The following is a 25664-nucleotide window of genomic DNA, read 5'->3' as shown; positions in this document are numbered from 1 at the left end:
GCACGCAGCTCGAGTGCGCGGGCGCGGGCGGCATCGTGAAGGCGGTCGGTCGGGTGCATGGCAGGCTCCTGGTGAGGGGGTGCAGCCACTGTAGGCAGCGGCCGAACGGCGCGACAGCCCGGCGCCGCCAAAGTGGTGTTGCGGCACCTGCAACACCGCCCCACTACCATGGCGGTCCATGGACTCGCTCGCCTTCGACGACCTCAAGCTGTTTGCCCGCGTCGCGACGCTGGGCACGCTGTCGGCGGTGGCGCGCGAGCGCGACGTGCCGGTCAGCCAGGTCTCGCGCGCCCTCTCGCGCATCGAGAAGACCTGCGGCGCGCGGCTGATCCACCGCTCCACGCACGGCCTGGCGCTGACGGTCGAGGGCACTACCTTCCTCGAGTACTGCCGGCGCCTGACCGGCACGCTGGACGAGCTGGCCGGCGAGTTCGCCCGCAAGGCGGCCGAGCCGAGCGGCCGGGTGCGCGTGGCCGCCAGCACGGTGATCGCCAAGTACCTGCTGCTGCCCAGCCTGGCCGGGCTGCACGCACGACACCCGCGCCTGCAGGTCGACCTGGAGGTCAGCGACCGGCTCGTCGACCTGGCGCGCGAGGGCATCGACATCGCGATCCGCACCATGCGCACGGTGCCCGAGACCATGGTCGCGCGGCCGCTCGGCCAGCTCGGCCGCGCCCTCTATGCAGCCCCCTCCTACGCGGCCCGCGCCGGCCTGCCGCAGCGGCCGGAGGAGCTGGCGCAGCACCGCCTCGTGACCAACAGCGCGGCCACGCACCTGAACGCCTGGCCCTTCGTGGTCGACGGCCGCTCGCTGCAGTGGCCGGCCGACGGCGACTGGCGCACCAACGACACCGGCCTGGCCGCCGACATGGTGCTCGACGGCCTGGGCATCGGCCGCCTCGCCTCGCTAGTGGGCGATCCGCTGGTGCACGCCGGCCGCCTGGTGCCGGTGCTGCCGGCGCTGGTCGATCCGCAGCCGGTGCCGATCCACGCCGTGATGGCCGGCGCGCGCCAGCGCCTGCCGAAGATCCGCGCCTGCCTGGACTGGTGGGGCAGCTGGTTCGCGCAGAACCGCGCGACGGGCGGCTGAACCATGGACTCGCGCGAGGCCCTGCGCTGCTTCTGCCGCGTCGTCGAGACCGGCAGCCTGGCGGCAGCCGCACGCGACCTGGACCTCTCGCCCTCGGTGGTGACGAAGACCGTGCAGTCGCTCGAGGAGTGGACCGCGAGCCGCCTGCTGGCGCGCACCACGCGGCGCATGCAGCTGACCGAGGCCGGCGAGCAGTTCTACGCCTACGCGCGCCGCGTGCTGGCGGACACCGAGCAGACGCTGGCGGCGCTGCAGGCCAGCCGCGGCGCCATCGGCGGGCGCCTGGTGGTCGCCGCGCCGGTCTCGCTGACGCTGTGCCTGCTGGCGCCGCAGCTGCACGCCTTCCAGGACGAACACCCCGGCGTCGAGCTCGAGCTGCGCCTGTCGGACCGCCCGGTGGACCTGCTGCGCGAGGGTGTCGACCTGGCCGTGCGCGGGCAGGCGCAGCTCGACGACTCCTCGCTGGTGGCCGCCCCGCTGATGGTGATGCAGCGGCGTGTGGCCGCCGCGCCGGCCTACTGGGACCGGGTCGGGCGCCCCGCGCACCCGCGCGAGCTGGTGGCGCGCGACTGCCTGCCCTACCTCGGCGGCAGCGATGCGCTGCGCTGGCAGTTCGACGGCCCGGACGGCCGCCACGAGGTCGAGCCGCGCGGCCGCGTCCGCGCCGACAACAGCCTGCTGCTGGTGGACGCGATGATCCGCGGCGCCGGCGTCGGGCTGGTGCCGGTGCCGATGATGGCCGCGCCACTGGCCGACGGCCGGCTCGAGGCGGTGCTGCCCGAGCACCGGGTCGAGCCGCGCGGCGTGTGGGCCGTCTACCCGAGCCGCGAGCACCTGCCCGAGCGGGTGCGTGCGTTCGTGCAGTTCCTCAGGCAGCGCCTGGCGCAGGGCTGACCGACGGCAGGTCGAACAGCAGCCAGCGCGCCTGCGGCAGGCCCGTGGCCGTGCCGGCCGGTGCGGGCGCGTCGAAGGCCAGCGCGTCGCCCGGCGCCAGCACCAGCGGCGGCGCCTCGCCGACCTGCACCTCGGCCTGGCCGTCGACCAGGTGCAGGTACTGGCTGCGCCCGGGGCGGCCTTGCCAGGCGAGCCGCTGCCCCTCGCCCGCCAGGCCGAGCGCGATGCACAGGTCCTGCTCGACGACGAGGCTGCCGTCGCGTCCGTCGGACGAGGCGAACACCTGCCAGGCCCCGGGGGCAGGTGCACGCACGGCCTGCTGCCACACGCCGGGCGCGAGGCCGTGCCGGCGCGGCTCGACCCAGATCTGCAGGTGCCGGTCGACCTGGCCGGCCTGCGGGTTCATCTGGCTGTGCGCGATGCCGTGCCCGGCGCGCATCAGCTGCACCTCGCCGGGCCGCACCAGCGCGTGCCGGCCCTGGCTGTCGCGGTGCTCGACCAGCCCCTCGAGCGGCAGGATCAGGATCTCGAGGTCGCGGTGCGGGTGCATCGCGAAGCCGCGGCCGGGCTGCACCACGTCCTCGTTGAGGGCGCGCAGCACGCCGAATCGGTCGCCCTGCGGCGCGCGCCAGTCGGCGAAGGAGAAGCTGAAGCGCGCGTCGAGCCAGTCGTTGTGCAGCCGCCCGCGTGCCGCCCCGCGGCGCAGCGTCCATCCTGCTGCGTTCATGCCCGCACCCCGGCCGCGGCCGGCGGCAGGGCCGGATGGCGCCGCATCAGGGCCAGGGCCGCGACGATCAGCAGCAGCGCGGGCCCGGTGGCCAGGCCGAGGCGCTCGTCGAACAGCCAGCTGCCGGCGGCCACGCCGGTGGCCGTCATCACGTAGCCCATCAGGCTGAAGGTCACCGGCTCGGCGCGCCGCTGCAGCCGGAAGTACAGCAGGTAGCCCCCCACCAGCGCGAGCGCCTGGACGGCGAGCCAGGCCTGCGCGGCCGGCGCCTCGGGCCAGGGCGCGGCGCCGCTGGCCAGCGCGAGCAGCCCGAGCAGCAGCGCGGACGCCAGCAGCGTCAGCGCGCCGAGCCACTGCCCCGCCACGCCCGGCGGCCAGTGCCGGGCACGGTAGACATTGGCGGCGCCGATCATCGCCGGCACCGCCAGCAGCACCAGCACCGCCGCCATGTCGGGTGCGCCGTCGATGCGCCGGCCGCCCACCAGCAGCAGCGCACCGGTCAGCCCGGTGGCGACCGCGGCGACACGCGGCCCCTGCCAGGCCTCCAGGCGCAGCAGCAGCGTGAAGGCGAGCGTGAACACCGGCGGCAAGGTGAAGGCCAGTGCACTGAGCCCGGCGCCGCGCTGGCCGGACAGCCAGAACAGCGCCGTCATCGGCAGCGCGTGGCCGAGCGCGCCGGCGATCAGGCCGAAGCGCAGCAGCGCCGCGCCGAGGCGCGGCGGGCCATGGCGCCGCCAGGCCAGCAAGGCGAGCAGCATGCCCGCGGCGGCGGTGGGCCAGAACGCGAAGGCCAGCGGGCTCGCGCCGGCGAGTCCGGCCAGGCGCGCCAGCGGCACGCCGGTGCCGAGCACCAGGCCGGTGGCCACGAGCAGCGGCCAGGTCGAGGAGGGTTTGTTCATGCCGCGCAGCGTAGGAAGCCAGGGGCGGCGCCGCCAGCGGCGCGGCGGAAGCACTGTGTTTCTGCAGCGCGTCGAATCGACCGGGCCGGCGCGATTGTTGGCCGCGGCGCAATGGAGCTTTCGCGCATGGCGCCTTGGTCGCGGGCGGTGCGGTTCCTAGATTGGAGTCATCGCAGACGCGACAACCCACCGAAAGGAAACGACCATGAAGACCTTCTCCCTCGCCACCCTCTCCGCCGCCTTCATCGTGTTTGCCGGCCCCGCTGCCGCCCAGTCGGGCACCGACGAGGCCCGTGCGCTCGCGGCGCAGCAGCATCAACTCGTCCCGTACGGCTCGGTCTCCGGCGTCGTCTCGGTCGGCGACTACCGCGCCGCGGCGCACGAGCAGCAGCGCCTGGCCCAGTGGCAGGCGCGTCAGCAGGCCGTGCGCGCCTATGCGGCGGGTGCGCGCAGCACGCCGATCGTGGTGAGCTCCGAAGACAGCGCACGCGCCGAGGCGCAGCGGGTGCATGCCGAGCAGGCGCTGGCCGAGCAGGCGGGCGGTTTGCGCGCCACCGTCGCGGCGCAGTGAGACGGACTCAGCCGCCCACGTGGCGGCAGCCCGCCTGGGCGGCGGCCTCCTCGATCGCGCTGTTCGAGATCCAGCCCTCCAGCACACCCGCGCCGGCGCGCCAGATCACCAGCACCGGCTTGAAGCCGGTGTACCCGCCGAACGCGTTCTTCGCGTTGACGTCCGCGCAGATGCCCCAGCCGTAGCGGGCCGGCACGAGCAGCGACGCCCGGGTCGTGGTGATGCGGCCGACGGCACGCATCTGCATCTGTGCCGACAGCGGGTCCTTCAGCTGGACACGCAGGTAGTCCTGCATGATGCGGGTGGGGTCAGCCGGCTTCGGGCCGTACTCGGCATCGCCGCCGGCGGGGCTGGCGCAGCCGAGCATCACGCCGGCGGCCAGCGTGAGCGGCAGTCGGATCGCTCTCGACACCTCAGGCCCCCGTGCCGTTCGGATCGCGCCAGGCCCGCTCGAACGGCAGGCGCCAGGCGTGCGGTGCGATCAGCTGGTGGATCGACTTCGGCCCCCACGACCCCGGCTCGTACAGCCGCACCGGCGGCGGTGACTCGAGCAGCGGCGCAGACACCTGCCAGAGCCGCTCGATGCCGTCGGCGGTGGTGAACAAGGTGCTGTCGCCGCGCATCGCGTCGAGGATCAGGCGCTCGTAGGCCTCCAGCACCTCGCCCATCAGCCCGGTGTCGTGCATCGCGAACTGCAGGCTCAGCTTGTCCAGCCGCATGCCCGGTCCGGGACGTTTGCCGTAGAAGCTGAGCGACATCTTCGAGGCGTCCGCGAGGTCGAAGGTGAGGTGGTCGGGCCCCTGCGCGCCCACGCCCGAGCCGGGCGGGAACATGCTCTTGGGCGGCTCGCGGAAGGCGATCGAGATGATGCGCTGCCCCTGCGCCAGGCGCTTGCCGGTGCGCAGGAAGAAGGGCACGCCGGCCCAGCGCCAGTTGTCGATGAAGCACTTCAGCGCGATGAAGGTCTCGGTCTCGGACTGCGGGTCGACGCCGGGCTCGTCGCGGTAGCCGCTGTACTGGCCACGCACCACGTCCGAGGGCCTGATCGGCAGCATGCTGCGGAACACCTTGTTCTTCTCCTCGCTGATCGGCTGCGGCTCCAGCGAGGTGGGCGGCTCCATCGCCATGAAGCCGAGGATCTGGAACAGGTGCGTCACCACCATGTCGCGGTAGGCGCCGGTCTGTTCGTAGAACGGCGCGCGCTTGCCGACGGTGAGCGTCTCCGGCACGTCGATCTGCACGTGGTCGATGAAGTTGCGGTTCCAGATCGGCTCGAACAGGCCGTTGGCGAAGCGGAACGCGAGGATGTTCTGCGCCGGCTCCTTGCCGAGGAAATGGTCGATGCGGTAGATGCGTTCCTCGCGGAACACCTCGTGCAGCCGGGCGTTCAGCGACACGGCGCTGGCCAGGTCGGTGCCGAAGGGCTTTTCCATCACGATGCGCGAGTTCTCCACCAGCCCCGCGCCGCCGAGCATGCGCACCGCGGCCAGCGCGGCCGAGGGCGGCACGCTCAGGTAGTGCAGGCGCTGGCACTCGGCGCCGAGCGCGCGCTCGGCCCGGTCCACCGCCTGGCGCAGCACCGGCGCGCCGGCGGCCAGCGGCACGTAGTCGAGGCCGGCGGCGAAGGCCTGCCAGGCCGCGTCGTCGAGCTGCCGGCTGCCGAACTCCTCCTGCGCGCCGCGCGCGATGGCGCGGAAGGCCTCGGCATCGATGTCGTCGAGCGACACGCCGACGATGCGGCAGCCCGGGATGAAGCCGGCGCTGGCGAGGTGGAACAGCCCCGGCAGCAGCTTGCGCCGCGCCAGGTCGCCGGTGGCGCCGAACAGCACGACGACCTGCGGGCTGCGCGGGCCGACGCCGGGGGGAATCTTGCGAGCCATCGGAGACCTCCATCCACCTGGCGGCGCCGGTACGCAAGAATCGTACTTGGAGACACCTCGCGATGCACGAACCGCCCGCCACCCTGACGCGCCGCCACCTGCTGCTGCTCGCGCTGCCCGCCGCCTGCAGCCGCGACGACCCGCAGGCCGCGCTCGAGGCCACCGTGCAGCGCCTGCAGGACGCGCTCGAGGCGCGCGACAGCGCCGCCGTGCTGGCCCTGCTGGACCGTGGCGCCGTGGTGCAGGGCGAGCCCGGCCGCGAATGGGCGCGGCGCACGATGACGCTGGTGTTCCTGCGCTACCCGAACGTGCGCATCGTCGCGCCGGTGCGGCGCAGCACGGTCGACCCGACCGCGCCGCACCTCGGCCTCACCGAGGCGCAGGTGCTGCTGGTCGGTGCGCAGGGGCTGCTGCCCGAGCGCGTCGAGCCCTATGCGGTGCGGCTGCGCTGGCAGCGCGAGGACGGCCAGTGGCGCCTGCTGGGCCTGGAATGGTCGTGATCGTCACCCGGCTGACGATCAGTGCAGGGATATCATCGCCGCTACCATGGGCAAGAAGACCACCGGCGCCGGCGTCGACCTCGACGAGCTGCCGGGCCACTACATCCGCCGCCTGCAGCAGATCGCCGTGGCGATCTTCCTGCAGGAGACCGAGGCCACCGGCATCACGCCGGTGCAGTACGCCGCGCTGCAGACCGTCTGCAACCAGCCCGGCATCGACCAGCGCAGCCTGGCGCGTGCGATCGGCTTCGACACCTCGACCATCGCCGCGGTGATCGACCGGCTCGAGGCCCGCGCGCTGCTGCAGCGCGCCGTCTCGCCGCAGGACCGGCGGGTGCGCCTGCTGACCCTCACGCCCGCCGGCCAGCAGGCGCTCGAGTCGGTGCTGCCCGGCATGCGGCGCGCGCAGGAGCGCATGCTCGAGCCGCTGCCCAAGGCCGAACGCGCCGAGTTCATGCGCATGCTCAGGCAGCTCGTCACGGCGAACAACGAGCTGAGCCGGGCACCGACGATGGAGTGAACCGGCCGGCCGGCACGACCCGGGCAACGCTCACGTGACCCAGAAGTCCGACGCGATGATCGTGGTGCCGACGCTGACGACGGCGAACAGCACGCGGGCGCCCGCGCCGCTGCCGTCCGCGTCGTAGAACAACTGTCCGCTGTCGGTGTCGTACAGCACATGGTCGTTGCCGTCAGCGGCCGTGCCGCTGGCGCTGGCACGAAAGGTCGCCGCATCGATCGCCCCGGTGCCCGTGAACGCCGTGAACACCGCGCTCTCCAGCAGGAATCGGTCGTCCACCGAGTTGAAGTCACCGATGCGGTCGACGTTGCCGGCCGCGTGCAGCGTGCTGTTGAAGACAAAGCTGTCCAGCCCGGCGCCGCCGACCAGCGAGTCGTTGCCGGCGGAGCCGTTCAGTCTGTCGTTGCCTGACCCACCGTTGAGCGTGTCGTTGCCGGAGCCGCCGTTCAACGAGTTCGCGCCGGCATTGCCGGTGATCGTGTTGGCCTGCGCGTTGCCAGTTCCGTTGAGGGCGCTCGAGCCCGTCAACGTCAGCCGCTCCAGGTTGGGGCCGAGCGTCCAGGTCACCGCGCTCAGCACCGTGTCGATCTCGGTGGCGTTGGTGCTGGACTCGCTGACGACGTCGGTGGTGGCGTTCACGAGGTAGATGTCGTTCCCTGCCCCGCCGGTCATCCGATCGGACCCCGGACCGCCGTCGAGCCGATCGTTGCCGCCATTGCCGCTGAGCCGATCGGACCCGCTGCCGCCGTCGAGGCGGTCAGCGCCCAGTCCCCCCGCGAGCGTGTCGTTTCCGTCCTCGCCGAACACGGCCCCCGACACCGTGCCCGTGCCCTGGTAGGTGTCGGCGTCCGAGCCCAGCCGCACGTTGCCGATGACCGTGCCGTTGTTGTCGACGAAATCTCTCTGATCGGTCGAGGTGCCGACCACGTCTCCGATCATCCGGCCGGTATTGGTGACCATCAGCCGGTCACCGTTCTCGGCCAGCACCGAATGCGTCCCCCCCTTGATGGTGCCGCTGTTGGTGATCACGGGTTGAGCGCCCGTCGCGTTCAGCAACCACACCCCCTTGCCGTCGGACGAGATGGTGCCGGTGTTGGTGATGTCGACGACGAGCGCAGAGCCGGACGAGATCGCGATGCCGCTCAGCGTGCCCGTGATCGAGCCCGAATTGGTGATCGACACGTGGTTCGATGCACCCAATGCATGGATGCCGTGCTCCGCGAAGGCGTGCATGGTTCCTTCGTTGCGGATCTCGTTCCGATCGGAAGCGACGGACAGTGCCCTGAAGCCGGCCATGAGGGCGCCGGCCATGTTGTGGACGACTACATCGGGCTCCACGAAGTACGCGGCAGCGATGGTGTCGCCCATCAGGTTGCCGTAGTTCACGAGCGTCGAGCCGGCGAAGACGCTGGAGACCGAACCGCCGGCGTTGACGCCAGGCGCGATGAGCCAGGCCTGGTTGACGCTCGTGTAGTGGATCGTCGTCGCGGTGTGGGTGACTTGCACGGGCATGGAATGCTCCTCCTGCGTCATGGACGCCCGGGTGCCTGGAAGACCGTCACCTTCCCCGCGCTGGTGAAGATCTGCGTCGCGCCGACGAAGATCCTGTCGCCGTCCATCGCGGCAGCGAGTCCGAACCAGTCCGAGTCCTCGGCGTCCGAGGCCGCGAGCGTCAGGACCTCGACCGAGCGGCGCGGCTCGCCGATGTCGAAGACATAGGCCGAACCCGAAGACAGTCCGAAGGGGCCGTCGGAGAAGGGAACCCCGACCACCGCCGTCCTGTTCCTGAGCGCGACCGACCAGCCGAAGTTGAATGACCTCGTGGGCGGGGTGGAAGCCGTCAGCCTGGCCAGCCGGCGCCCCGAGCTGGCATCGAACAGGTAGGCCGCGCCCATGAACGCCTCCCCGCTGCGCACCCATGGCGCTCCCACGAGGATCCGGTCGCCGTCGATGGCGAGGGCATGGCCGAACCGGCCGTCACCGGCATCGGCGGCGGTGAGCTTGTGGCGCTGGACGGGATGATGCGGGTTGCTCACGTCGAAGACGTAGACGGCGCCGGTGTCACCGTCCTTGACCGGCGCGGAGACGAGCAGCGTGTTGCCGCTGATCGCGAGCTGCCGGCCGAAGGCATCGCCCGTCACGGTGTCCGACGCCGTGAACGCGGCGAGCTGGTCTCCCGTGGCCAGGTCGAACAGGTACACCTTGCCGTTCGCATGCAGTCCGTTGCCCACGTAGGCACCCACGGCGGCCAGCTTTCCGCGGACCGCCACCGAGGTGCCGAACTCCCACGCCACGCTCCCGTCGGCGTCGCCGGGAAGCAGCTTCATCCGTTCGACGGGCCGGTCCCGGTCCCGCACGTCGTACACCGTGACCGAACCGGTCGGCCAGCCGGCGCCGATGACGTCGATGCGGTCACGCGGGGCGCCCACCAGCACGGTGTGGCGATCGATGGCCACGGCATGGCCGAATCGGGCGAAGCCGGCTGCGTCGTTGGTGGGTGGCAGGAGCGCCGTCTGCCGCCCCGTCGTCGCGTCGAACAGATAGGCCGCTCCGGCCGAGAATCCGCCGCCGCCGCCATAGCTGGGCGAACCCACGACGACAGTCGATCGGTCCACCGCGATGCTCTCGCCGAAACTCCACCCGAGGCCCGGACTGAAGGCCGTGAGCCTGAGCAACTCGTCGCCGGCGGCCGGCCGCGCGGCGGGGCAGGTTCCCGAGCAGATGTTCAGCGTCCATCCCCGCAGCGATCCCGTCTCGTCGCCCGCCCATTCGGTGATCTCCAGGGTCCACGCGCCATCCGCCCGCTTGCCCCCGAAGGTGCGTGCAAACGAGGCGGGCGTGTACATGTAGTCGAGCGCATTCGCGTCGGGCGCGTTCGGGTTCGACGTGGGGCGGAAGGTTCCCGACGAGATCGACGGGCCTTCCTGCCAGCCCCCCGGCGGGCCGGCCAGGGGGTGGGGCAGGAACAGGATCGTTCCGTTGTCCGCGAAGGTGTACTTGTTCGTGGCGACGAAGTCCGCACCGAATCCGAAGGTGCTCGAGATCGTGAACTCGCCGGCGCCCCGGCCCGGACGGCTGAAGAGATCCATCGCCGTCGTCCCGTCGGGGTGGATCAGGCGCGCACGGAGGTCGCCGGGCCAGGTGTGCGCCAGCCCATCGAACTCCACCCAGACCGTCGTGACGGGACCGGAGAAGTGGCGCGGCACCACGATGGTCGAGCGCAAGGGCGCACCCGACATGTTGGTGCCGATGCCGTCGGGAATCACGCCCCCCGCACCGCGGCCGGAGAAGAGCCACCCCGGCGCGGGTCGGGCGTCCCGCAGATCGTCGCCGTCGCGCTCGTGCGCGAGGGATCGCGGCGGCGAACCCAGGGCCATGGCGACCAGCACGGCGAGCCCCAGGCTGCAAAGCGAGCGAAGCGAGATCGACCTGTTCATGCGTGGCTCCTGGTGGGCTGAGGTGACGGCGCGCCGCGCCGGACCGTTCCTGCTCTCCAGTACGTGCCGAACCCACCAGACCGGACATGGCACCGCCATGCAGGCATCGCCTCGGCCGGGGCGTTCGAGACCGGCGTTTCGCGTGCCGGCCGGAGCCACCGTGAGCTACAGATGGTGCTTGAGCGGCACGGCAGGGTCGGCCGCGAGCTCCGGTGCAGGGCTCCTGCCCGCCTCCAGCAGCTTGCGCGCAGTCATGTGGTCGAGCGGCGCATTCACGCTTTCCACACACGCCAGTCGGTCACCCTGGTAGTGCAGCAACGAGAAGCTGGTCGGTGTCGGGCCTGGCCGGCGCACGCGCCTGGCATCCGGCGGCATCAGGCCGACCATCTGCAGGCGCATGGATCCCTGCTCCGACCAGAACCAGGGCACGGCCCGATACGGCTCCGGTCGGCCTTGCATGGTCGCTGCCGCGGTGCGCGCCTGGTCGTTGGCGTTCTGCACGGACTCCAGGCGCAGGCGTCGCCCGGTGCCGTGCTCGGGAAAGTTGGCACAGTCGCCGATGGCCAGGATGGACGGGTCGGAGGTCTGCAGGCAGGCATCGACGCCGATGCCGTTGTCGCACACCAGCCCGGCCGCCTGCGCGAGCGAGGTCTCCGGCGTGGCACCGATGCCCATCACCAGCAGCTCGACGAGTTCGCGACGCCCGTCGACCGAGAGGGCGACGAGCCGGTCACCCTCGACCACGAAATCGCTCACCGCCACGCCCAGCCGCACATCGGTGCCGACGGCGCGGTGTCCGTTCAGCACGTGCTCGGCCAGCTCCGGTGACACCGAACGCTGCAGCAGGCGCGGTGCGGCCTCCAGCACGGTGACCGACTTGCCCAGCAGCGCGGCGGTGGCGGCGATCTCCAGGCCGATGAAGCCGCCGCCGAGCACGGTCACGCGCCGTGCGGCGTCGAGCAGACTGCGCAGGCGCAGCGCATCGGCGGCGCTGCGCAGCACGGCCACGTTGGCCAGCGAGGCGGGCAAGGCCGGCACGGTGCGCGCCGCGGCGCCGGTGGCGAGCACCAGCCAGCCGTATCGCAGCACCGCACCCGAGCGCAGCGTCAGCGTGCGGGCCGCGCGGTCGATAGCCAGGGCCGGGTCGGCGCGGTGCAGCGTGATGCCCGACTCGGCGTACCAGGCCTCGTGGCGATGCAGTTGCACCGCCTCGCCGGGGTTCTTCAGGAATGCCTTGGACAGCGGCGGGCGCTGGTAGGGCAGATCGTGTTCGGCGCAGACGAGATGGGTGCGGCTGTCGAGTCCTGCGGCGGCCAGCGCAGCACACAGCGCGGCGCCGGCGTGGCCGCCGCCGACGATCACGATCGGTCCGTCGGGTTCACTCGTCGCCATCGTGGGCCTCGCGTGCAGCACCGCGCTTCGCCGCCTTCGGGAAGCGCTGCGCCACGTAGCGCGCGGTGGCGGTCTCCACCGCCGGCAGGTTCTCGTGCAGCCGCTTGAGCAGCCCGATCAAGGTCTCGGTCTCGGCCGGTGTCAGCACCGACAGGAAGGCGCGCTCGCGCTCCAGCGCCACGCCGAGGATCTGGTCGTGCAGCGCGCGGCCCTTCTTCGTCAGCGTGGCGATGCGCAGGCGGCCGTCGTCGGCATCCAGGCCCATCGCGATCAGGCCCTTGGCCTGCATGCTCTTGAAGCATCGGCTCACCGAGGCCTTGTCCATGCCGATGATGCGCGAGACCTGCTGGGCCGAGATCGAGCCGTGGATGGCCAACAGCACCAGGCAGCGCCAGGTCTCGATGCCGACGTCGAACACCGCCAGGTAGTTCTGCGAGGCGCCGCGCGACAGCTTGTTGGCGATCCAGGTCAGGAAGGCCGGAACGTAGCGTTCGAGGTCGACGTTGGTCGGCGCCGCCTCGTCCGGCGGCAGCGTCGGCCGGGTGGCCTTGGCGCGCGGGCTCGTGGCCATCTACTGCTGGCGCTCCGGGATGCGCACCACCAGCCCCTGCAGCGCGGCGGTGAGCTTGATCTGGCACGACAGCCGGCTGTTCGGCTGCCGCTCCGCGGCAGTGCACTCGAGCATCTCCAGCTCGTTGGCCAGAGGCGCAGGCAGCTCGTCGGCCCAGGCGTCGTCGACGTAGACGTGGCAGGTGGCGCACATCGCCGAGCCGCCGCACTCGGCGACGATGCCCGGCACGCCGGCCCCGGTGGCCGCGGCCATGACGCTGACGCCCTCGGGCGCCTCGAGGCCGCGCTCGCTGCCGTCGGCCAGGATGAAGGTGATGTCGGGCATGGTGAGGTTCGCTCGCAGGAATCAGGCCGGAATCAGTCGCAGGGGCAAGGTGTCGAGGGCACGCAGCGTGTTGTTCAGGCGGCGGGTATGCTGACCGGCAGGCTCGATGCGCTTGACGCGCCTGGCCAGCGCCGTCAGCACCACTTCGCCTTCGAGCCGAGCCACCGCCTGACCGACGCAGCCGTGGATGCCGGCGCCGAACGCCACGTGGCCGCTCGGCCGCCGCTCGATATCGTAGCGGTCGGGGTCGGGCCACTTGCGCGGGTCGCGGTTGGCCGCGGCGAGCATGCACAGCACCTTGGTGTTCTCGGCCACCGGCACGCCAGCGATCTCGCAGTCGCGCACCGCGGTGCGGTAGAAGGTCTGCGCGGTCGATTCCCAGCGCAGGGCTTCCTCGAACGCCGGGCGGGCGAGCGACGCGTCGGCGTGCAGCTTCGCATACTGCTCGGGGTGGTGCGCCAGCGCGAACAGCGCATTGCCGAGGCCGTTGATGGTGGTGTCCACGCCGGCCGACAGGAACGAGCGCACCAGCAACGGCGCCTGCTCGTGGGTGATCTCGCCGGCGTCGGCGGCCTGGTAGATCTGATCGCCGAAGCCGCCGGGGCGCAGGTGCTCGCGCTGGCAGTTCGACATGATCCACTCGGTCACCGGTCCCATGCGCTCGGCCGACCGGGCCAGCAGCGCATTGCGCGGGCCCATCGAGTTGAAGACGAGGTCGCCGTAGACCAGCAGGTTGTCCCGGCCGTCGTCGCCCACACCGACGGCATCGGGAAAGACCTTCAGCGGATAGATCTGCGCCAGATCGTGGATGCCGCAGATCGTGCCCTTCTCGACGCAGCGCTCGACCAGTTTCTCCGCCACTGCGGTGAAGGTGGCACGGATCTGCATCACCGCCTTCGGGCTGAGGATGCGGGAGAGCACGGCGCGGGTCTGCGTGTGCAGCGGCGGGTCGGCCTCGAGGATCAGGCTCTTCGGCCGGAACGGCGTCTCCAGGTTGAAGTTGGTCAGGCCGACGCCCGCGCCGGAGATGAAGGTGGCGTGGTCGTTGAACACCGCGTGCACCTGCTCGTGGCGGGCGCAGGCCACCACGGTGGGATAGGGCGCGAGCCGGACCACCGGGCCGGCCTCGCGCATGCGCTCGTGCATCGGATAGGGATCGAGCAGGTTCTCCGTCGCGTAGGGATCGATGTCCAGCACGGGCATGTTCGCGGTCTCGTTCATCGCCTCTCCTCCAGTTCCTTCAGTGCACCGCCACGCCGACCAGGCGCTCCAGCGTCGCGGTGTCCTCGCGCAGCGCCGGCGCGCTCGATTCGTGGGCCACGGCGCCGCGCTCGAGCACCAGGGCGCGGTCGGCGTAGCCGAGTGCTTCCTGCACCTGCTGCTCGACGATGACCACCGTGATGCCGTGCTCGCGGCTCATGCGGGCGAAGGCGGCCAGCAGCTCCTGGCGGATCAGCGGCGCCAGGCCTTCGAGCGGTTCGTCCAGCAGCAGCAGGCGCGGCGCGCCGAGCAGCGTGCGGGCCACCGACAGCATCTGCTGCTCGCCGCCGGAGAGCTGCGCGCCGCCGTGGCGCCGCCTCTCCGCCAGGCGCGGGAAGAGCGCGTAGGCCTCGTCGATCGCACGGCGCGGCCGGCGCTTCAGCCCGGCCACGAGGTTCTCCTCCACCGTCAGCGAGGGGAAGATGTCGCGCGTCTGCGGCACCAGCCCGAGCCCGCGCGCCGCGCGCTGGTGCGGCGCGAGGCCGGCCAGATCCTCGCCGTCGAAGACGATGCGGCCGCCGTGCAGCTCGGCCAGGCCCATCACCGCGGCCAGCGCGGTGGTCTTGCCGACGCCGTTGCGGCCGATGATCGCCAGCTTCTCCTTCGGCGCCACGGAGAAGGACAGTCCGTTGAGCACCGTGATCGGGCCGTAGCCGGCCACCACGTCGTGCAGTTCGAGCAGCGGCGCGGCCATGCTCATTGCCCCAGGTAGGCGGCACGCACGCGCGCGTCGCCGCGGATCTCGGCCGGCGCGCCGTCGGCGATCACCGCGCCCTCGGCCAGCACGACGATGCGGCTGGCGAAGCGGAAGACGAGGTCCATGTCGTGTTCGATGATCAGCACGGCCAGTTCCTTCGGCAGCGCATCGAGCGCGGCGAGCAGCCGCGTGCCTTCGCCCTGCGGCACGCCCGCCATCGGCTCGTCGAGCAGCAGCACCTTCGGCCGCAGCGCGAGTGCCAGCGCCATCTCCACCAGGCGGCGTTCGCCGTAGGCCAGCCGCTCGGTCGGCCAGCCCGCGTGCGCGCCCAGGCCGAGTTGCTGCAGCAGCGCGCGCGCTTCGGCGGCCAGCGCCGGATAGCCGTCGATCGAGCGCCAGAAGCGACCCGTCAACCCTTCGCGCTCGAACAGGGCCAGCTCCACCTGCCGTTGCACCGGCAGGTGCGGCGCCAGGGTGGTGATCTGGAAGGTGCGGGCCAGGCCGGCGCGCACACGCTGCGCCTGGGAGCGGCGCGTCACGTCCTCGCCGTCGAGCCAGACACTGCCGGAGCTCGGCGCCACCGTGCCGCTGATCTGGTTGACCAGCGTCGTCTTGCCCGCGCCGTTCGGGCCGATCAGCGCCAGCCGGTCGCCGGCACGCATCAGCAAGGAGACCTGGCGCGTGACGTGCAGGCCACCGTAGCGCTTGTCGAGCGCGCGGGTTTCGAGCAGCACCTGGCTCACGCCTTCCACCCCAGTCGCGCACGCAGCCAGCCCCAGGCCTTCTGCGGCGGCACCAGCACCACCGCCATCAGCGCTGCGCCGATGATGAAGAGCCAGTGGTACGGATTGATCGATGCCGCCGTGTGGTGCAGCAGCGTGAAGATCGCCGCGCCGATCAGCGCCCCGTGCAGGCGGCCGGCACCACCGAGGATCAGCATCACCAGCGCCTCGGCCGAGAGCGCGAAGGACAGGCTGTCCAGCGCGACGATGGCATGGGTCTGCGCCGACAGCGCGCCGGCCGCGCCGGCCAGCGCACCGGCGAAGGTGTAGGTGGCGAGCAGCCGCGTCGTGACCGGCGTGCCCAGCGCGGCCATGCGGGCGCGGTTCTCGTGGATGCCGCGAACCGCCAGGCCGAACGGCGAATCGACCACGCGGCGCGCCACGTAATAGCCGACGACGAGCACGCCCAGCGCATACAGCGCCGCCGTGCGGCCCTCGAGGTCGAAGGCGAAACGCCCGAGCAGCGGCCCCATCATGAAGCCCGACAGGCCGTCGTCGCCGCCGGTCCAGTCGCGCGCCTTCTGCGCCAGGCTGAGCAGGATCTGCGCGATCGCCACGGTCAGCATCAGGAAGGTGAAGCCGTGGTAGCGCAGCAGGAAGGCGCCGGATGCCAGCGCCAGCAGCGCGCCGGCGCCCGTGCCGACGGCCAGCCCCATCAGCGGATCGCCGTGGACGCGCAGCGCGAAGATGCCGGCCGCATAGGCGCCGGCGCCGAAGAGCGCGGCATGCCCGAGCGTGGCGAGTCCGGCGATGCCGACCACCAGGTCGAGCGACAGCACGAACAGCGCGGTGATGGCGATGCGGGTCAGCAGGCCGAGCTGATCGGGCAGGGCCCACCAGGCGATGAGGCCGATGCCCAGCAGGATCAGCGGCGCGCGCCAGGGGGGCGCCATGCGCGGTGCCTGCGAATCGGTGCCGTTCATCGTTTCAGCAAGCCGTCGGGACGCCATGCCAGCAGCACGGCCATGGCGAGGAAGAAGAACAGGCTCCCCCAGTCGGAGGCGAGGTACTTGCTCGCCGTCTCCACCGTGCCGAGCACGAGGGCGGCGAGCAGCGAGCCGGGCAGGCTGCCCATGCCGCCCACCGCGACGACGACGAGCACCAGCACCAGATACTTCAGCGCGTAGTACGGCTCCAGCGGCATCAGCTCGGCGCCCAGCACGCCGCCCAGCCCGGCCAGTGCAGCACCGGCAGCGAAACTGGCGCATTGCACCGTGCGGATCGGGATGCCCAGTGTGGCCGCGGTGTCCGGATGATCGACGGCGGCACGCAGCCAGACGCCGAAGCGCGTGCGCGTCACCGTCCAGGCCGCGCCAGCGGCCACCACGATGCCTGCGCCGATCACCAGCAAGCGCTGCGCGGGCAGCGTGCGGAAGCCCAGGTCCACCGGCTGCGCCAGCAGCGGCGGCAAGGTGATCAGCTGCACCTGCGGCCCCGCGAGTGCATTGGTCAGCGCAATCAGGAAGAAGGTCAGGCCGATCGTGAACAGCACCTGCTCGAGTTCGCTGCGGCGGTACAGATGGCGCAGCACCAGCGACTCGAGCAGCGCGCCGGCCGCCGCGGTGAGCGCCAGCGCCACCGGCACCGCCAGCCAGAAGCTCCACTGTGCCTCGCGGGTGAGCAGGGCCGCCGCATAGCCGCCGATCATCGCGAAGGCGCCATGCGCGAGGTTCACGAAGCGCATCAGGCCGAGCGTGGCCGACAGGCCCACGGCGATGATGAACAGCACCATGCCGTAGGCCACGCCGTCGATCAGCACATTGGCCAGCAGTTGCATCTCGGTCGCCCAGGCGAGCCGTTACTTGTCGAGACCGAAGTCGATCTGCGGCCCGAAGTTCTGCACTTCCTTGTTGACCAGCGTGCCGCCTGCCTTCTCCACCTTGCGCAGGTAGACGTTCTGCACGATGTGGCGCGTCTTCGGGTCGATGCGCACAGGGCCGCGCGGGCTTTCCCACTGCAGCGAGCGGGCGGCCGCGATGGCCTTCAGGCCGTCCTTCTTGCCGCCGGTTGCCTCGATCATCCTGTGGATGACGAACATGCCGTCCCAGGCGCCCACGGCCGCATAGTTGGCGATGGCATTGGGATCCTTCTTCTTCAGCGCGGCGACGAAGGCCTTGTTGGCGGCCGACTCGTGTGCCGCCGAGTAGTGGAAGGCCGTGGTCAGCCCGAGTGCGGAGTCGCCGAACTTCTGCAGGTCGAACTCGTCCATCTCGGCCGTCCCGAGGAACCGGACGCCGGCCTTGGCCAGGCCGTTCTCGTTGTAGGCCTTCACGAAGCCGAGGTTGGGTGGGCCGCCGGGCAGGAAGGTGTAGACCGCCTGGGCGCCGCTGGCCTTGATGCGCTGCACGAAGGGCGCGAAGTCGGTGGTCGCGATCGGCATGCGGATGCTTTCCACGACCGTCCCGCCCTGCTTGGTGAATTCGCTCTTCCAGGCGGTTTCCGCATCGATGCCGGGGCCATAGTCGGTGACGGCCGTGACGACCTTGTTGATGCCGCTCTTCGCTGCCCACTGGGCCAGCGGCACCGTCACCTGCCACAGCGTGTAGCTGGTGCGGATGAAGAACTCGCTCTTGTCGGTGATCGAGGACGTGGCCGCATTGAAGATCACCGTCGGCGTCTGGCTCTGCTGGATCAGCGGTGCGACGGCGAAGGCATTCGGCGTGAAGACGAAGCCGCCGAGGTAGTCGACCTTGTCCTTGACGATCAGCTCCTGCACCAGTGTCTTGGTCTGGCCGGGGTTGGGACCGCCGGTGTCGCGGTAGATCAGCTCCACGTCCTGGCCGGCGAGCTTGCCGCCCTGCGAGGCGATGTAGGCCTCGGCGCCGTTCTTGAACAGCGTGCCGTAGTGCGCGAACGGGCCGGAGAACGGCCCGACGATGCCGATCTTCACGGTCTGCGCGGCGACCTTGGCCGAGGCGAGCGAGGTGAGCGCGAGGGCGGCGGCGAAGGCCAGCGTGCCGCGACGGGTGTTCAGGCTCATGGTGTCTCCGAGGAGGTGCGCCGCAGTCGAGCAGGGCGCGTGTTGATCTGGCGCAATGGTCGGAGCAAACGGTTGGTATGTCAACCAATTGGTATATCAACCAAGAGGCGGGTAAACCCGGCCCTGGGCTCGGGCCACCGCGTTCATCGGCGAGCAGGCGGCCTGGCGCCGAGACGACAGCGTGCACTGTCGAGCCATCCCTGAGTGGACGGTGGCACTGAAGACGACTGTCGCCGGCGCGGCCGAGGCCATGGCTGGACCTGTTGCGCGGTCGAGTAGCCGTCACCCCATGGCGCCGCGGACTACTTCGGGCGCGACTGCAGCTCGAGGACGTTTCCTTCCGGATCGGTCACGTAGACCCAGGTCAGCCTCTGCCCGGCCGCGTTGGTCAGCGTGACGACCTCGCCGACCGGGCGCCCTCCCGCCTGGAGTACCGCGTCCCGGGCAGCGGGTACGTCGTCCACGACGAACGCGATGTGGCCGAAGCCCGGCCGGTTGACGGCAACGTCCGGCCTGTCCTCCAGGACCTTGTAGTTGAAGATCTCCAGCGTCGGCCCCTCGGGGCCGTGCCCCGGCAGCCGCAGGTGCTCACCGCGCAGCTCCGCGCCGGCGATGCCCGTCCCCCTCTCCAGGTCCTTCCCCTTGAAGTCGCGCTCGGGTGGCACCGGTGTGCAGCCGAACTGCTCCTGATAGAAGCGCGAGAGCGCTCTCCAGTCTTTCGCGATGAGGTTGGTATGTCCGTACCTTGCGCCTGAGATCATTCAACGTCCTCAACGTCGTGGTGGTTGTGCATGCGTCGGAAGGTCTGTCCGGGCGGGCCGGGTCAGCCGCTGACGCTCTTCGTGTGGCGGAACAGGTTGGCCGGGTCGTAGGTGTGCTTGACCGTCGCCAGCCGGTCGAGATTGGATCGACCATAGGCTGCCTCGATGCGGTCACGGCCCTCCTCCTCGGTCAGGAAGTTGATGTAGGTGCCGCCGGTCGAGAACGAACGCGTGGCGTCGAAGCAGTCGCGCGCCCAGCGGACATTGACGGCGTCGTCCTCGGGCCTCTCCCAGGAGCCGGCGATGTTCAGCACATAGGCCGCATCGCGATTGCCCACCGGCGAATGCCCTGCAGGGAGCTCGCCCAGTGCGCCCTGGATCTGGAACAGCAGGATGGCCGAATACGGCGAGGCGATGCGGGCCGCGTGGGCCACGGCAACGTCGACCAGCGCACCGTCGATGCCGGGCAGGTAGTGCGACTTCCAGTAGTAGCGCCGCCCCTTGGGCTGCGTGGCATCGAGCAGGCTCTGCATCTGGACATAGGGTCGCCGCGTCACGATGTCGGCGATGGGCCGGCCGGTCGCGCGCAACGGCGCCAGCAGGGCTTCGCCGTCCTCGACCGGGCCGGAATGGCAGACGAAGATGGCGGCGATCGGCTTGCCGTGCACTTCCTTCGGGAGCCAGGGCGCCGGTGGCGCGATCCGCAGGACGGCCACGCTGGTCAGCTCGCGCGGCGCCGCGGCGCTGAAGGCGCGGTACGCCTCGAGGACCTGCGCGGCGTCCTCGCCGTGCCAGGCGATCGCCCCGCCCAGGATCTCCGGGCCGACGGGAAAGAGCCGGTACTCGAAGGACGTGACGATGCCGAAGTTGCCGCTGCCGCCGCGCAAGGCCCAGAACAGGTCGGCGTTCTCGTCCGCAGAGGCGCGCAGGACCTGGCCGTCGGCGCTCACCACCTCCATCGACACCACGTTGTCGCAGGTCCAGCCATGGCGCCGGGTGAGGTAGCCGAAGCCGCCGCCGACGGTGAGGCCCGCGATCCCGGTGTCGGACACGAAGCCCAGCACGGCCGCCAGCCCGTGAAGCTGCGTCTCGCGGTCGACGTCGCCCAGGGTGCACCCGGCCTGCGCGAGCGCCGTGCGACGCACCGGGTCGACCCAGACGCCGCGCAGCAGCGACAGGTCGATCATCAGGCCGCCCTCGCACACCGCCAGACCGGCGATGTTGTGCCCGCCGCCGCGCACCGAGCAGAGCAGCCCGTGCTGGCGCGCGAAACGCACGGCCTGCACGACGTCGACCGTGCCGGTGCAGCGCGCGATCAGGCCGGGACGCCGGTCGATCATCGCGTTCCAGACCTTGCGCGACGCCTCGTACTCCGCGTCGTCCGCGGTCAGCAACCGGCCCTTGAAACCGGCCTTGAACGACTGCAGGGCTTCCGGTGGGAGATCCACGGTCCCCCCGTCCATTCGTGTGAGCTTGATGGCCATGATGGGCTTCCAGGTCAGTGAAGAAAGACAGGGACAGCATGCGCGTGACACGGCACCGGGGCCAGTCCAGAATCTGAAGCGTTTGCGCTCGGGGGGCGAGGCGATGGAGAGCTCGTACGGTCAGTTCTGCACGGTCGCAAGAGGGGCCGAAGTGCTGTGCGAACGCTGGACCCCACTGGTGATCCGCGAGCTGCTCTGCGGCAGCAAGCGCTTCAACGACCTGCGCCGCGGCGTGCCGCGCATGTCGACCAGCCTGCTGGCGCAGCGGCTCCAGCGTCTCGAGCAGTTCGGCATCGTGCGGCGCACGGCCGCCGGCAAGGTCTGGGAGTACAGCCTCACGGCGGCCGGCGAGGAACTGCGGCCCATCGTCATGGCGCTCGGCCATTGGGGCGCGCGCTGGATCGGCAGCCGCCTGCGCGACGAAGAGCTGGATGCCGGCCTGCTGATGTGGGACATCCGGCGGTTCGTCTGCATCCCGGAGTTCCCGCCCCGTCCCGTCGTCATCAATTTCCAGTTCCGCGACGCGCGGCCTGGTGAGCGCACATGGTGGCTGGTGGTGGAGGACGGCATGGCCGACCTCTGTCGCGACGATCCCGGGCGCGAGTTGACGCTGGTGGTCGATGCCACCGTGAGGGCGCTGACCGAGATCTGGTCGGGCGACCTCACGCCCGGGCAGGCCCTGCAGTCGCGGGAGGTCCGCGTCGATGGGGCGAGGCGCGATGCACAGGACCTCTGGCGGTGGCTGGGCACCAGCGCGTTCGCACCGACACGGCGGGCAAGGGCTGCCTGAGGAGTCTCCGGTCAACCGGTGTCTGCGTTCATGTCTGTCTGCCCGATCGATGCCCCACTGCAGCGGCGGCAACTGGCCCGATGGCAGCCAGACCGCAGGTGACCGGGGCTCGTGACGTGGGGAATCCCGGCGCTGCCCGGCGTCTCCGGGTTCAGCGTCGTGCCGGCCCGCCCGGGCGACGACCGAACCGCGGCAGCAGCATGCCGGTCTGCTCGCGGTACAGGCGGTAGCGCTCGCCGAACTGCGCGATCAGGTCGCGCTCCTCGAACCAGATGCCCACCAGGATGTAGCCGGTCGTGGCGACGGCGAACAGCAGGTGGCCTGCGCTCATGTCGGGCGTGGCCCAGAACGCGATCACGAAGCCCAGGTAGATCGGGTGGCGCACGTGCCGGTAGAACAGCGGCGTGCGGAAGTCCGGCGCGGGCATGGCGCGCCCGCTGAAGGCCGTCCACACCTGGCGCAGGCCGAAGAGCTCGAAGTGGTTGATCAGGAAGGTGCTGATCAGCAGCACACCCCAGCCGATGCCGCAGAGCGCGTACAGGGCCAGCCGCGCGCCGGGATCGGTGACCTGCCACACCACGGGCGTGGCGATGGGTCGCCACTGCCACAGCAGCAGCGCCAGCGCGAGCGTCGCCGCAAGCACGAAGGTGCTGCGCTCCACCGACTCGGGAACGATGCGGGTCCACCAGCGCTTGAACGAGCGGCGCGCCATCACGCTGTGCTGCACGGCGAACAGGCCGAGCAGGGCCAGGTCGACGGCCAGCGCCTCCAGCAGCGGGCCGGGTGTCCCGCCGTCGATCGTCTTCGGCAGCAGCGGCAGGTTGCCGACGAATCCGATCGCATAGACGAAGGTCGCGAGGAAGAACAGGTAGACGATCAATCCGTAGAGAGCAGCCAACATGGTGAACCTCCGCAAGGGCCATGTGTGAAGGGGCGAGCGACGCCGGCGGCCCCCGGGCGACTGCAACGGGCCGAAGACATCCACGGGGCCGTGGTGGCGGCTCCGTGCGGGGAAGTCGGGATGCGCCCGGCTGCCGGCTAGGGCGCTTCGTTGCCGGGCGGCCGGTGCGGCCGGCCACCGCGCCGGCCCGGCGTGTCGCGTGTCGTGTTCATCGCGCCCAGTGGCGGTTCTCGAGCACTTCGGCGATGCGGCGGGCCGCGCGGGCGGCGCCGTCCGTCTCCACCGGCCGGTAGCGCACCGGCTCGTGCATCGTCTGCAGCGCACGCCGGGCCAGGGTGTCCGGGTCCAGCGTCGCGAAGTCCATCGAGCGGTCGGCGGCGTAGTTGGCCAGCCGCTGCCGCACGTGCACGCACTGCTCGAAGTGATGCTGCAGCGGGAACGAGAGGAAGGGCCGGCGTGTGGCCACCAGCTCCATCGTGGTCGACAGACCGCCCTGCACCAGCGCGAGATCGCAGCAGGCCAGGTGCTCGAAGAGCTTGTGCACGTAGGGCCGCAGCTCGAGCCCGGGCTGCGGCGCGAAGCCTTCGGTCGCCAGCCGCGGGCCGGTCACCAGGATCATGCGCAGCTCGGGGCACTGCCGCTTCATCTGCGGGAAGGCCTGCGCGATGCGCTGCAGCAGCCGGGCACCGACCGCGGTGCCGCCGACGCTGGCGATGACGACCTTCTCGTCGCGGCCGTAGCCGTGCCGTGCGCGCAGCGCCTCGGTGTCGGCCAGCGCCGCCGGGTCGAAGGGCAGGCAGTAGCCGCAGTAGCAGAAGTTGCGGTCGGTCCAGTCGCGGATGCCGGGCAGCCCGGGCCCGAAGGCCTGCTCGGTGACGTCCTCGCGGTTGCCCACGAACAGCGAGAGGTCGCGCACGTGCGGATAGCGCGCCACGTGCTCGATGTCGTCGGCATTGCGGTCGGTGCACAGGTGCACCTCGCGCGGATCGTCCGGGTTCATCGGCAGGCAGCCGACGAAGTCGGTCAGGAAGACGAAACGCTGGCGCTTCAGCTCGGGGTTCTCGTGGTACTGGTAGTCCACGTCCCAGGCTTCGTCGCCGATCACCAGGTCGTAGTGTTCGGCCTCCATCAGGTCGGAGAAGGTCATGAAGTTGCTCGTCATGACCTCGTCCATCGTGCGCAGCGCGAAGAAAGCCGACAGGTCGTGCTCCGAGCCGGCACAGCGCTCGAAGTGCCGGCTCTCGTTGGCCAGCCGCGCGGTGATCGGGTGCACGTGTTCGCCCTCGCGCTGCAGGTAGGCAGCGGCGGGGTCGACGGTGAACCAGTCGATCGCCAGGTCCGGCTGCAGCTTGCGCAGCTCGCGGGCGATGGCGAGGTCGCGCTGCACGTGCCCCAGGCCGATCGGGCTGGAGATGAACAGCGCCTTGCGCGCACGCTGCATGCCGCGCACCCAGGTGCGCGCGGCGGGCGGGCCGCCGACGAACTCGCGCAGCGCGCGGTTGAAGACCACCGGGTCGCGTGCCATCGGCACGTGGCCGCCGCCGCCGATCGTCAGCAGCCTCGCGCCGGGCACCAGCGCGTGGATCTCGGCGCCCTTGGCATGCGGCACGCGCCGGTCGTCGTCGCCGTGCATCACCAGCGTCGGGCAGCGCACGCGGCGCGCATGGTCGCGCAGGTCGAGGTTGATCCACGCGTGGCGCACCCACTGGATCACCTCCCGGTCGGTGGCCCAGCCGTAGTGCACGCCGTCCTCGTAGGCCTTGGTCGAGTGCGGCTCGCTGAAGATGCACGACATGAAGTAGTCGAGGTAGCCCGGCCAGTCGCGCTCGAGGAGCTCGGACTCCATGGCCATGCGGCGCTGCATCGCCTCGGTCTGCACCAGCGAGTCGGCAAAGCCGCCCACCGTCACGAGGTGGCTCACGCGCTCGGGCTGCTCGGCGGCCACACGCAGGGCGATCATCGCCGCGGCCGAGTGGCCGACCAGCGCGACCCGGTCGATGCGCAGGGCGTCGAGCACGGCGACGAAGTCGTCGTGGAAGTGGTCGAAGCTGTAGGCCTCCTGCCCGCGCGGCCGGCCCGACCGGCCGTTGCCGCGGCCGTCCATGGTCAGCACGCGGAAGTGCTGCGAGAGGTAGGGCACGGCCTGCTTGAGCAGCTGCGAATGAACGATCTGGAACGGCTGGGCAAAGGCGATCCACGGTCCGCGCTCGCCCCAGACCGCATGCCACAGCGCCACGCCGCCGCGCTCGATGAAGCCTTCGGCCGCCGGCGCAACGGTCTCGTACGGCAGGCGATCCGCGTCCGGGACGGCGCCCGGCGCCGGCAGCGGGCCGGCGACCTGGGCGAACCGGGGGGGCAGTGCCGACGGCGTCACCGGCGGCCCCTCGATCGCGCCACCGGTGCGCCGGCCGCGATGCGCTCATCCAGCAGCTGCAACAAGGCCTGCATCGCGTCGAGCGCGGCCCGGTGCTGCTCGCGCTGCTGCGGCGCGCCGAGCAGGTCGCCGAATTCCATGCCCAGCCAGAACTCGCTGATCCAGCAGGCGACGACGTCGGAGCTGAAGGGCGCGGGCAAGGGCGCGCCGCGCGCCTCGAGCGCCGCCAGCGCAGCGCCGACGGCGTCCCGGACACGCTGCTTCCAGGCCAGCAGCCGGGGCAGGAACTTGTCGCGCAGCTCGGGGTTGGAGAAGCTCGCCGCCCACAGTTCGGCCTGAACGCGCACGAAGCCGGAGGCCAGGTCGCTCTCGTAGAAGCGCCGCGCCTGGGCCCACTTCTGCGCGAAGCCGCCGGGCCCCTGGTACATCTCGTCCTGGCGCGCCAGCAGCCGGCGGTTGGCGCCGTCGAGCACCTCGATCACCAGCTGGTCCTTGCTGCCGAAGTGGTAGTTGATCAGCGCATGGTTGAGGCCCGCATCCTTGGCGATCTCCCGCACGCTGAGCGCGGCATAGCCTTCGCTGGCCAGGCGCCGGAAGGCGGCCGACAGGATGCGCGCCTTCGTCTCGCCGAGTTCCGCCGCATCGAACAGTTCCGCCAGTTCTGGCTTCGCCCTCTGGAGCGCCGCAGTTGCAGGCATGCCGATCCTTGTACGTTTGGTTTAACCAACTGTTCAAATCTTAGTGGATCATCCACGGCTGTCAAGCCGGATCGAACGGGCGTCGTCCGATGACGGTCCACCGCCCGAACCCGGGGCCGCCCGAACCGCCCC

General features: G+C 71.2%; 26 protein-coding genes. 6 read left to right on the top strand and 20 right to left on the bottom strand.

Annotation, left to right across the window (positions count from 1 at the left end):
* Nucleotides 1-178: 178 nt before the first annotated feature.
* Both D9C15_RS16560 and D9C15_RS16555 read left to right on the top strand, forming a co-directional pair.
* Nucleotides 179-1090, top strand: coding sequence for a LysR family transcriptional regulator (locus tag D9C15_RS16560; protein ID WP_127999203.1), 912 nt, complete (start codon nucleotides 179-181; stop codon nucleotides 1088-1090).
* A 3-nt stretch (nucleotides 1091-1093) separates the two neighbouring features.
* Nucleotides 1094-1984 (top strand): LysR family transcriptional regulator, encoded by an 891-nt coding sequence (locus D9C15_RS16555; RefSeq protein ID WP_127999201.1) that lies wholly within the window; start codon nucleotides 1094-1096, stop codon nucleotides 1982-1984.
* On the opposite strand, the gene D9C15_RS16550 is transcribed toward D9C15_RS16555, so the two are convergent.
* Complete coding sequence (locus D9C15_RS16550) at nucleotides 1959-2711, bottom strand: pirin family protein (protein WP_127999199.1); 753 nt, start codon at nucleotides 2709-2711, stop codon at nucleotides 1959-1961. The genes D9C15_RS16555 and D9C15_RS16550 overlap by 26 nt on opposite strands.
* Complete coding sequence (locus tag D9C15_RS16545) at nucleotides 2708-3610, bottom strand: DMT family transporter (RefSeq protein ID WP_127999197.1); 903 nt, start codon at nucleotides 3608-3610, stop codon at nucleotides 2708-2710. The genes D9C15_RS16550 and D9C15_RS16545 overlap by 4 nt, the downstream gene beginning before the upstream one ends.
* A 205-nt stretch (nucleotides 3611-3815) precedes the next feature.
* Between D9C15_RS16545 and D9C15_RS16540 the strand changes: the two genes are divergently transcribed.
* Nucleotides 3816-4181 (top strand): hypothetical protein, encoded by a 366-nt coding sequence (locus D9C15_RS16540; protein ID WP_127999195.1) that lies wholly within the window; start codon nucleotides 3816-3818, stop codon nucleotides 4179-4181.
* A gap of 7 nt (nucleotides 4182-4188) precedes the next feature.
* On the opposite strand, the gene D9C15_RS16535 is transcribed toward D9C15_RS16540, so the two are convergent.
* Both D9C15_RS16535 and zwf read right to left on the bottom strand, forming a co-directional pair.
* Nucleotides 4189-4593: a hypothetical protein gene (locus tag D9C15_RS16535; RefSeq protein ID WP_127999193.1), complete on the bottom strand. Its 405-nt coding sequence runs from the start codon at nucleotides 4591-4593 to the stop codon at nucleotides 4189-4191.
* Nucleotide 4594: 1 nt separating this feature from the next.
* Nucleotides 4595-6061, bottom strand: a complete 1467-nt coding sequence (gene zwf, locus D9C15_RS16530; RefSeq protein ID WP_127999191.1) for a glucose-6-phosphate dehydrogenase — start codon at nucleotides 6059-6061, stop codon at nucleotides 4595-4597.
* A 62-nt stretch (nucleotides 6062-6123) separates the two neighbouring features.
* Between zwf and D9C15_RS16525 the strand changes: the two genes are divergently transcribed.
* Both D9C15_RS16525 and D9C15_RS16520 read left to right on the top strand, forming a co-directional pair.
* Entirely contained in the window at nucleotides 6124-6561 is a 438-nt protein-coding gene (locus tag D9C15_RS16525) for a nuclear transport factor 2 family protein (protein WP_127999189.1), read from the top strand.
* Nucleotides 6562-6607: 46 nt separating this feature from the next.
* Entirely contained in the window at nucleotides 6608-7081 is a 474-nt protein-coding gene (locus D9C15_RS16520; RefSeq protein ID WP_127999187.1) for a MarR family winged helix-turn-helix transcriptional regulator, read from the top strand.
* 30 nt (nucleotides 7082-7111) lie between these two features.
* On the opposite strand, the gene D9C15_RS16515 is transcribed toward D9C15_RS16520, so the two are convergent.
* The 13 genes from D9C15_RS16515 to D9C15_RS16455 form a co-directional block, all read right to left on the bottom strand.
* The gene (locus D9C15_RS16515) at nucleotides 7112-8593 is read right to left on the bottom strand and encodes a calcium-binding protein (RefSeq protein ID WP_164886751.1); all 1482 of its coding nucleotides are present in this window, start codon (nucleotides 8591-8593) and stop codon (nucleotides 7112-7114) included.
* 17 nt (nucleotides 8594-8610) lie between these two features.
* On the bottom strand, nucleotides 8611-10518 hold the full coding sequence (locus tag D9C15_RS16510; RefSeq protein WP_127999183.1) for a proprotein convertase P-domain-containing protein: 1908 nt from the start codon (nucleotides 10516-10518) through the stop codon (nucleotides 8611-8613).
* Between the two features lie 165 nt (nucleotides 10519-10683).
* Nucleotides 10684-11910 (bottom strand): NAD(P)/FAD-dependent oxidoreductase, encoded by a 1227-nt coding sequence (locus D9C15_RS16505; RefSeq protein WP_127999181.1) that lies wholly within the window; start codon nucleotides 11908-11910, stop codon nucleotides 10684-10686.
* Nucleotides 11897-12481, bottom strand: coding sequence for a MarR family winged helix-turn-helix transcriptional regulator (locus D9C15_RS16500; RefSeq protein ID WP_127999179.1), 585 nt, complete (start codon nucleotides 12479-12481; stop codon nucleotides 11897-11899). The genes D9C15_RS16505 and D9C15_RS16500 overlap by 14 nt, the downstream gene beginning before the upstream one ends.
* On the bottom strand, nucleotides 12482-12805 hold the full coding sequence (locus D9C15_RS16495; RefSeq protein ID WP_127999177.1) for a 2Fe-2S iron-sulfur cluster-binding protein: 324 nt from the start codon (nucleotides 12803-12805) through the stop codon (nucleotides 12482-12484). It abuts the gene before it with no gap.
* 21 nt (nucleotides 12806-12826) lie between these two features.
* Nucleotides 12827-14026, bottom strand: coding sequence for a cytochrome P450 (locus D9C15_RS16490; RefSeq protein ID WP_127999175.1), 1200 nt, complete (start codon nucleotides 14024-14026; stop codon nucleotides 12827-12829).
* Nucleotides 14027-14045: 19 nt separating this feature from the next.
* Nucleotides 14046-14759, bottom strand: a complete 714-nt coding sequence (locus D9C15_RS16485) for an ABC transporter ATP-binding protein (RefSeq protein WP_127999173.1) — start codon at nucleotides 14757-14759, stop codon at nucleotides 14046-14048.
* A gap of 2 nt (nucleotides 14760-14761) precedes the next feature.
* Nucleotides 14762-15505: an ABC transporter ATP-binding protein gene (locus D9C15_RS16480; RefSeq protein WP_240668435.1), complete on the bottom strand. Its 744-nt coding sequence runs from the start codon at nucleotides 15503-15505 to the stop codon at nucleotides 14762-14764.
* The gene (locus D9C15_RS16475; RefSeq protein ID WP_164886750.1) at nucleotides 15502-16467 is read right to left on the bottom strand and encodes a branched-chain amino acid ABC transporter permease; all 966 of its coding nucleotides are present in this window, start codon (nucleotides 16465-16467) and stop codon (nucleotides 15502-15504) included. Before D9C15_RS16475 ends, D9C15_RS16480 begins: the two co-directional genes overlap by 4 nt.
* Nucleotides 16464-17321, bottom strand: coding sequence for a branched-chain amino acid ABC transporter permease (locus D9C15_RS16470; RefSeq protein ID WP_127999169.1), 858 nt, complete (start codon nucleotides 17319-17321; stop codon nucleotides 16464-16466). Before D9C15_RS16470 ends, D9C15_RS16475 begins: the two co-directional genes overlap by 4 nt.
* A 21-nt stretch (nucleotides 17322-17342) precedes the next feature.
* Complete coding sequence (locus tag D9C15_RS16465; protein ID WP_127999167.1) at nucleotides 17343-18524, bottom strand: ABC transporter substrate-binding protein; 1182 nt, start codon at nucleotides 18522-18524, stop codon at nucleotides 17343-17345.
* Nucleotides 18525-18826: 302 nt separating this feature from the next.
* The gene (locus D9C15_RS16460; protein WP_127999165.1) at nucleotides 18827-19285 is read right to left on the bottom strand and encodes a VOC family protein; all 459 of its coding nucleotides are present in this window, start codon (nucleotides 19283-19285) and stop codon (nucleotides 18827-18829) included.
* A 62-nt stretch (nucleotides 19286-19347) separates the two neighbouring features.
* A complete protein-coding gene (locus D9C15_RS16455) occupies nucleotides 19348-20733 on the bottom strand; it encodes an FAD-binding oxidoreductase (protein ID WP_240668434.1) in 1386 nt (461 codons plus the stop codon).
* Between the two features lie 34 nt (nucleotides 20734-20767).
* Here D9C15_RS16455 and D9C15_RS16450 point away from each other — a divergent pair, with 34 nt between their 5' ends.
* The gene (locus D9C15_RS16450) at nucleotides 20768-21559 is read left to right on the top strand and encodes a winged helix-turn-helix transcriptional regulator (RefSeq protein ID WP_240668433.1); all 792 of its coding nucleotides are present in this window, start codon (nucleotides 20768-20770) and stop codon (nucleotides 21557-21559) included.
* Nucleotides 21560-21710: 151 nt separating this feature from the next.
* Here D9C15_RS16450 and mddA read toward each other — a convergent pair whose 3' ends face one another.
* From mddA to D9C15_RS16435, 3 genes are all read right to left on the bottom strand, one after another.
* Nucleotides 21711-22460 (bottom strand): methanethiol S-methyltransferase, encoded by a 750-nt coding sequence (gene mddA / locus D9C15_RS16445; protein WP_127999161.1) that lies wholly within the window; start codon nucleotides 22458-22460, stop codon nucleotides 21711-21713.
* Between the two features lie 208 nt (nucleotides 22461-22668).
* Entirely contained in the window at nucleotides 22669-24834 is a 2166-nt protein-coding gene (locus D9C15_RS16440; protein ID WP_127999159.1) for an alpha/beta hydrolase, read from the bottom strand.
* Nucleotides 24831-25532 (bottom strand): TetR/AcrR family transcriptional regulator, encoded by a 702-nt coding sequence (locus D9C15_RS16435; protein WP_127999157.1) that lies wholly within the window; start codon nucleotides 25530-25532, stop codon nucleotides 24831-24833. Before D9C15_RS16435 ends, D9C15_RS16440 begins: the two co-directional genes overlap by 4 nt.
* Between the last annotated feature and the right edge of the window lie 132 nt (nucleotides 25533-25664).

The organism is Piscinibacter defluvii (genome assembly GCF_004011805.1).
Lineage (GTDB): Bacteria > Pseudomonadota > Gammaproteobacteria > Burkholderiales > Burkholderiaceae_C > Piscinibacter > Piscinibacter defluvii.
This window is presented reverse-complemented; position numbering and strand designations above follow the sequence as displayed.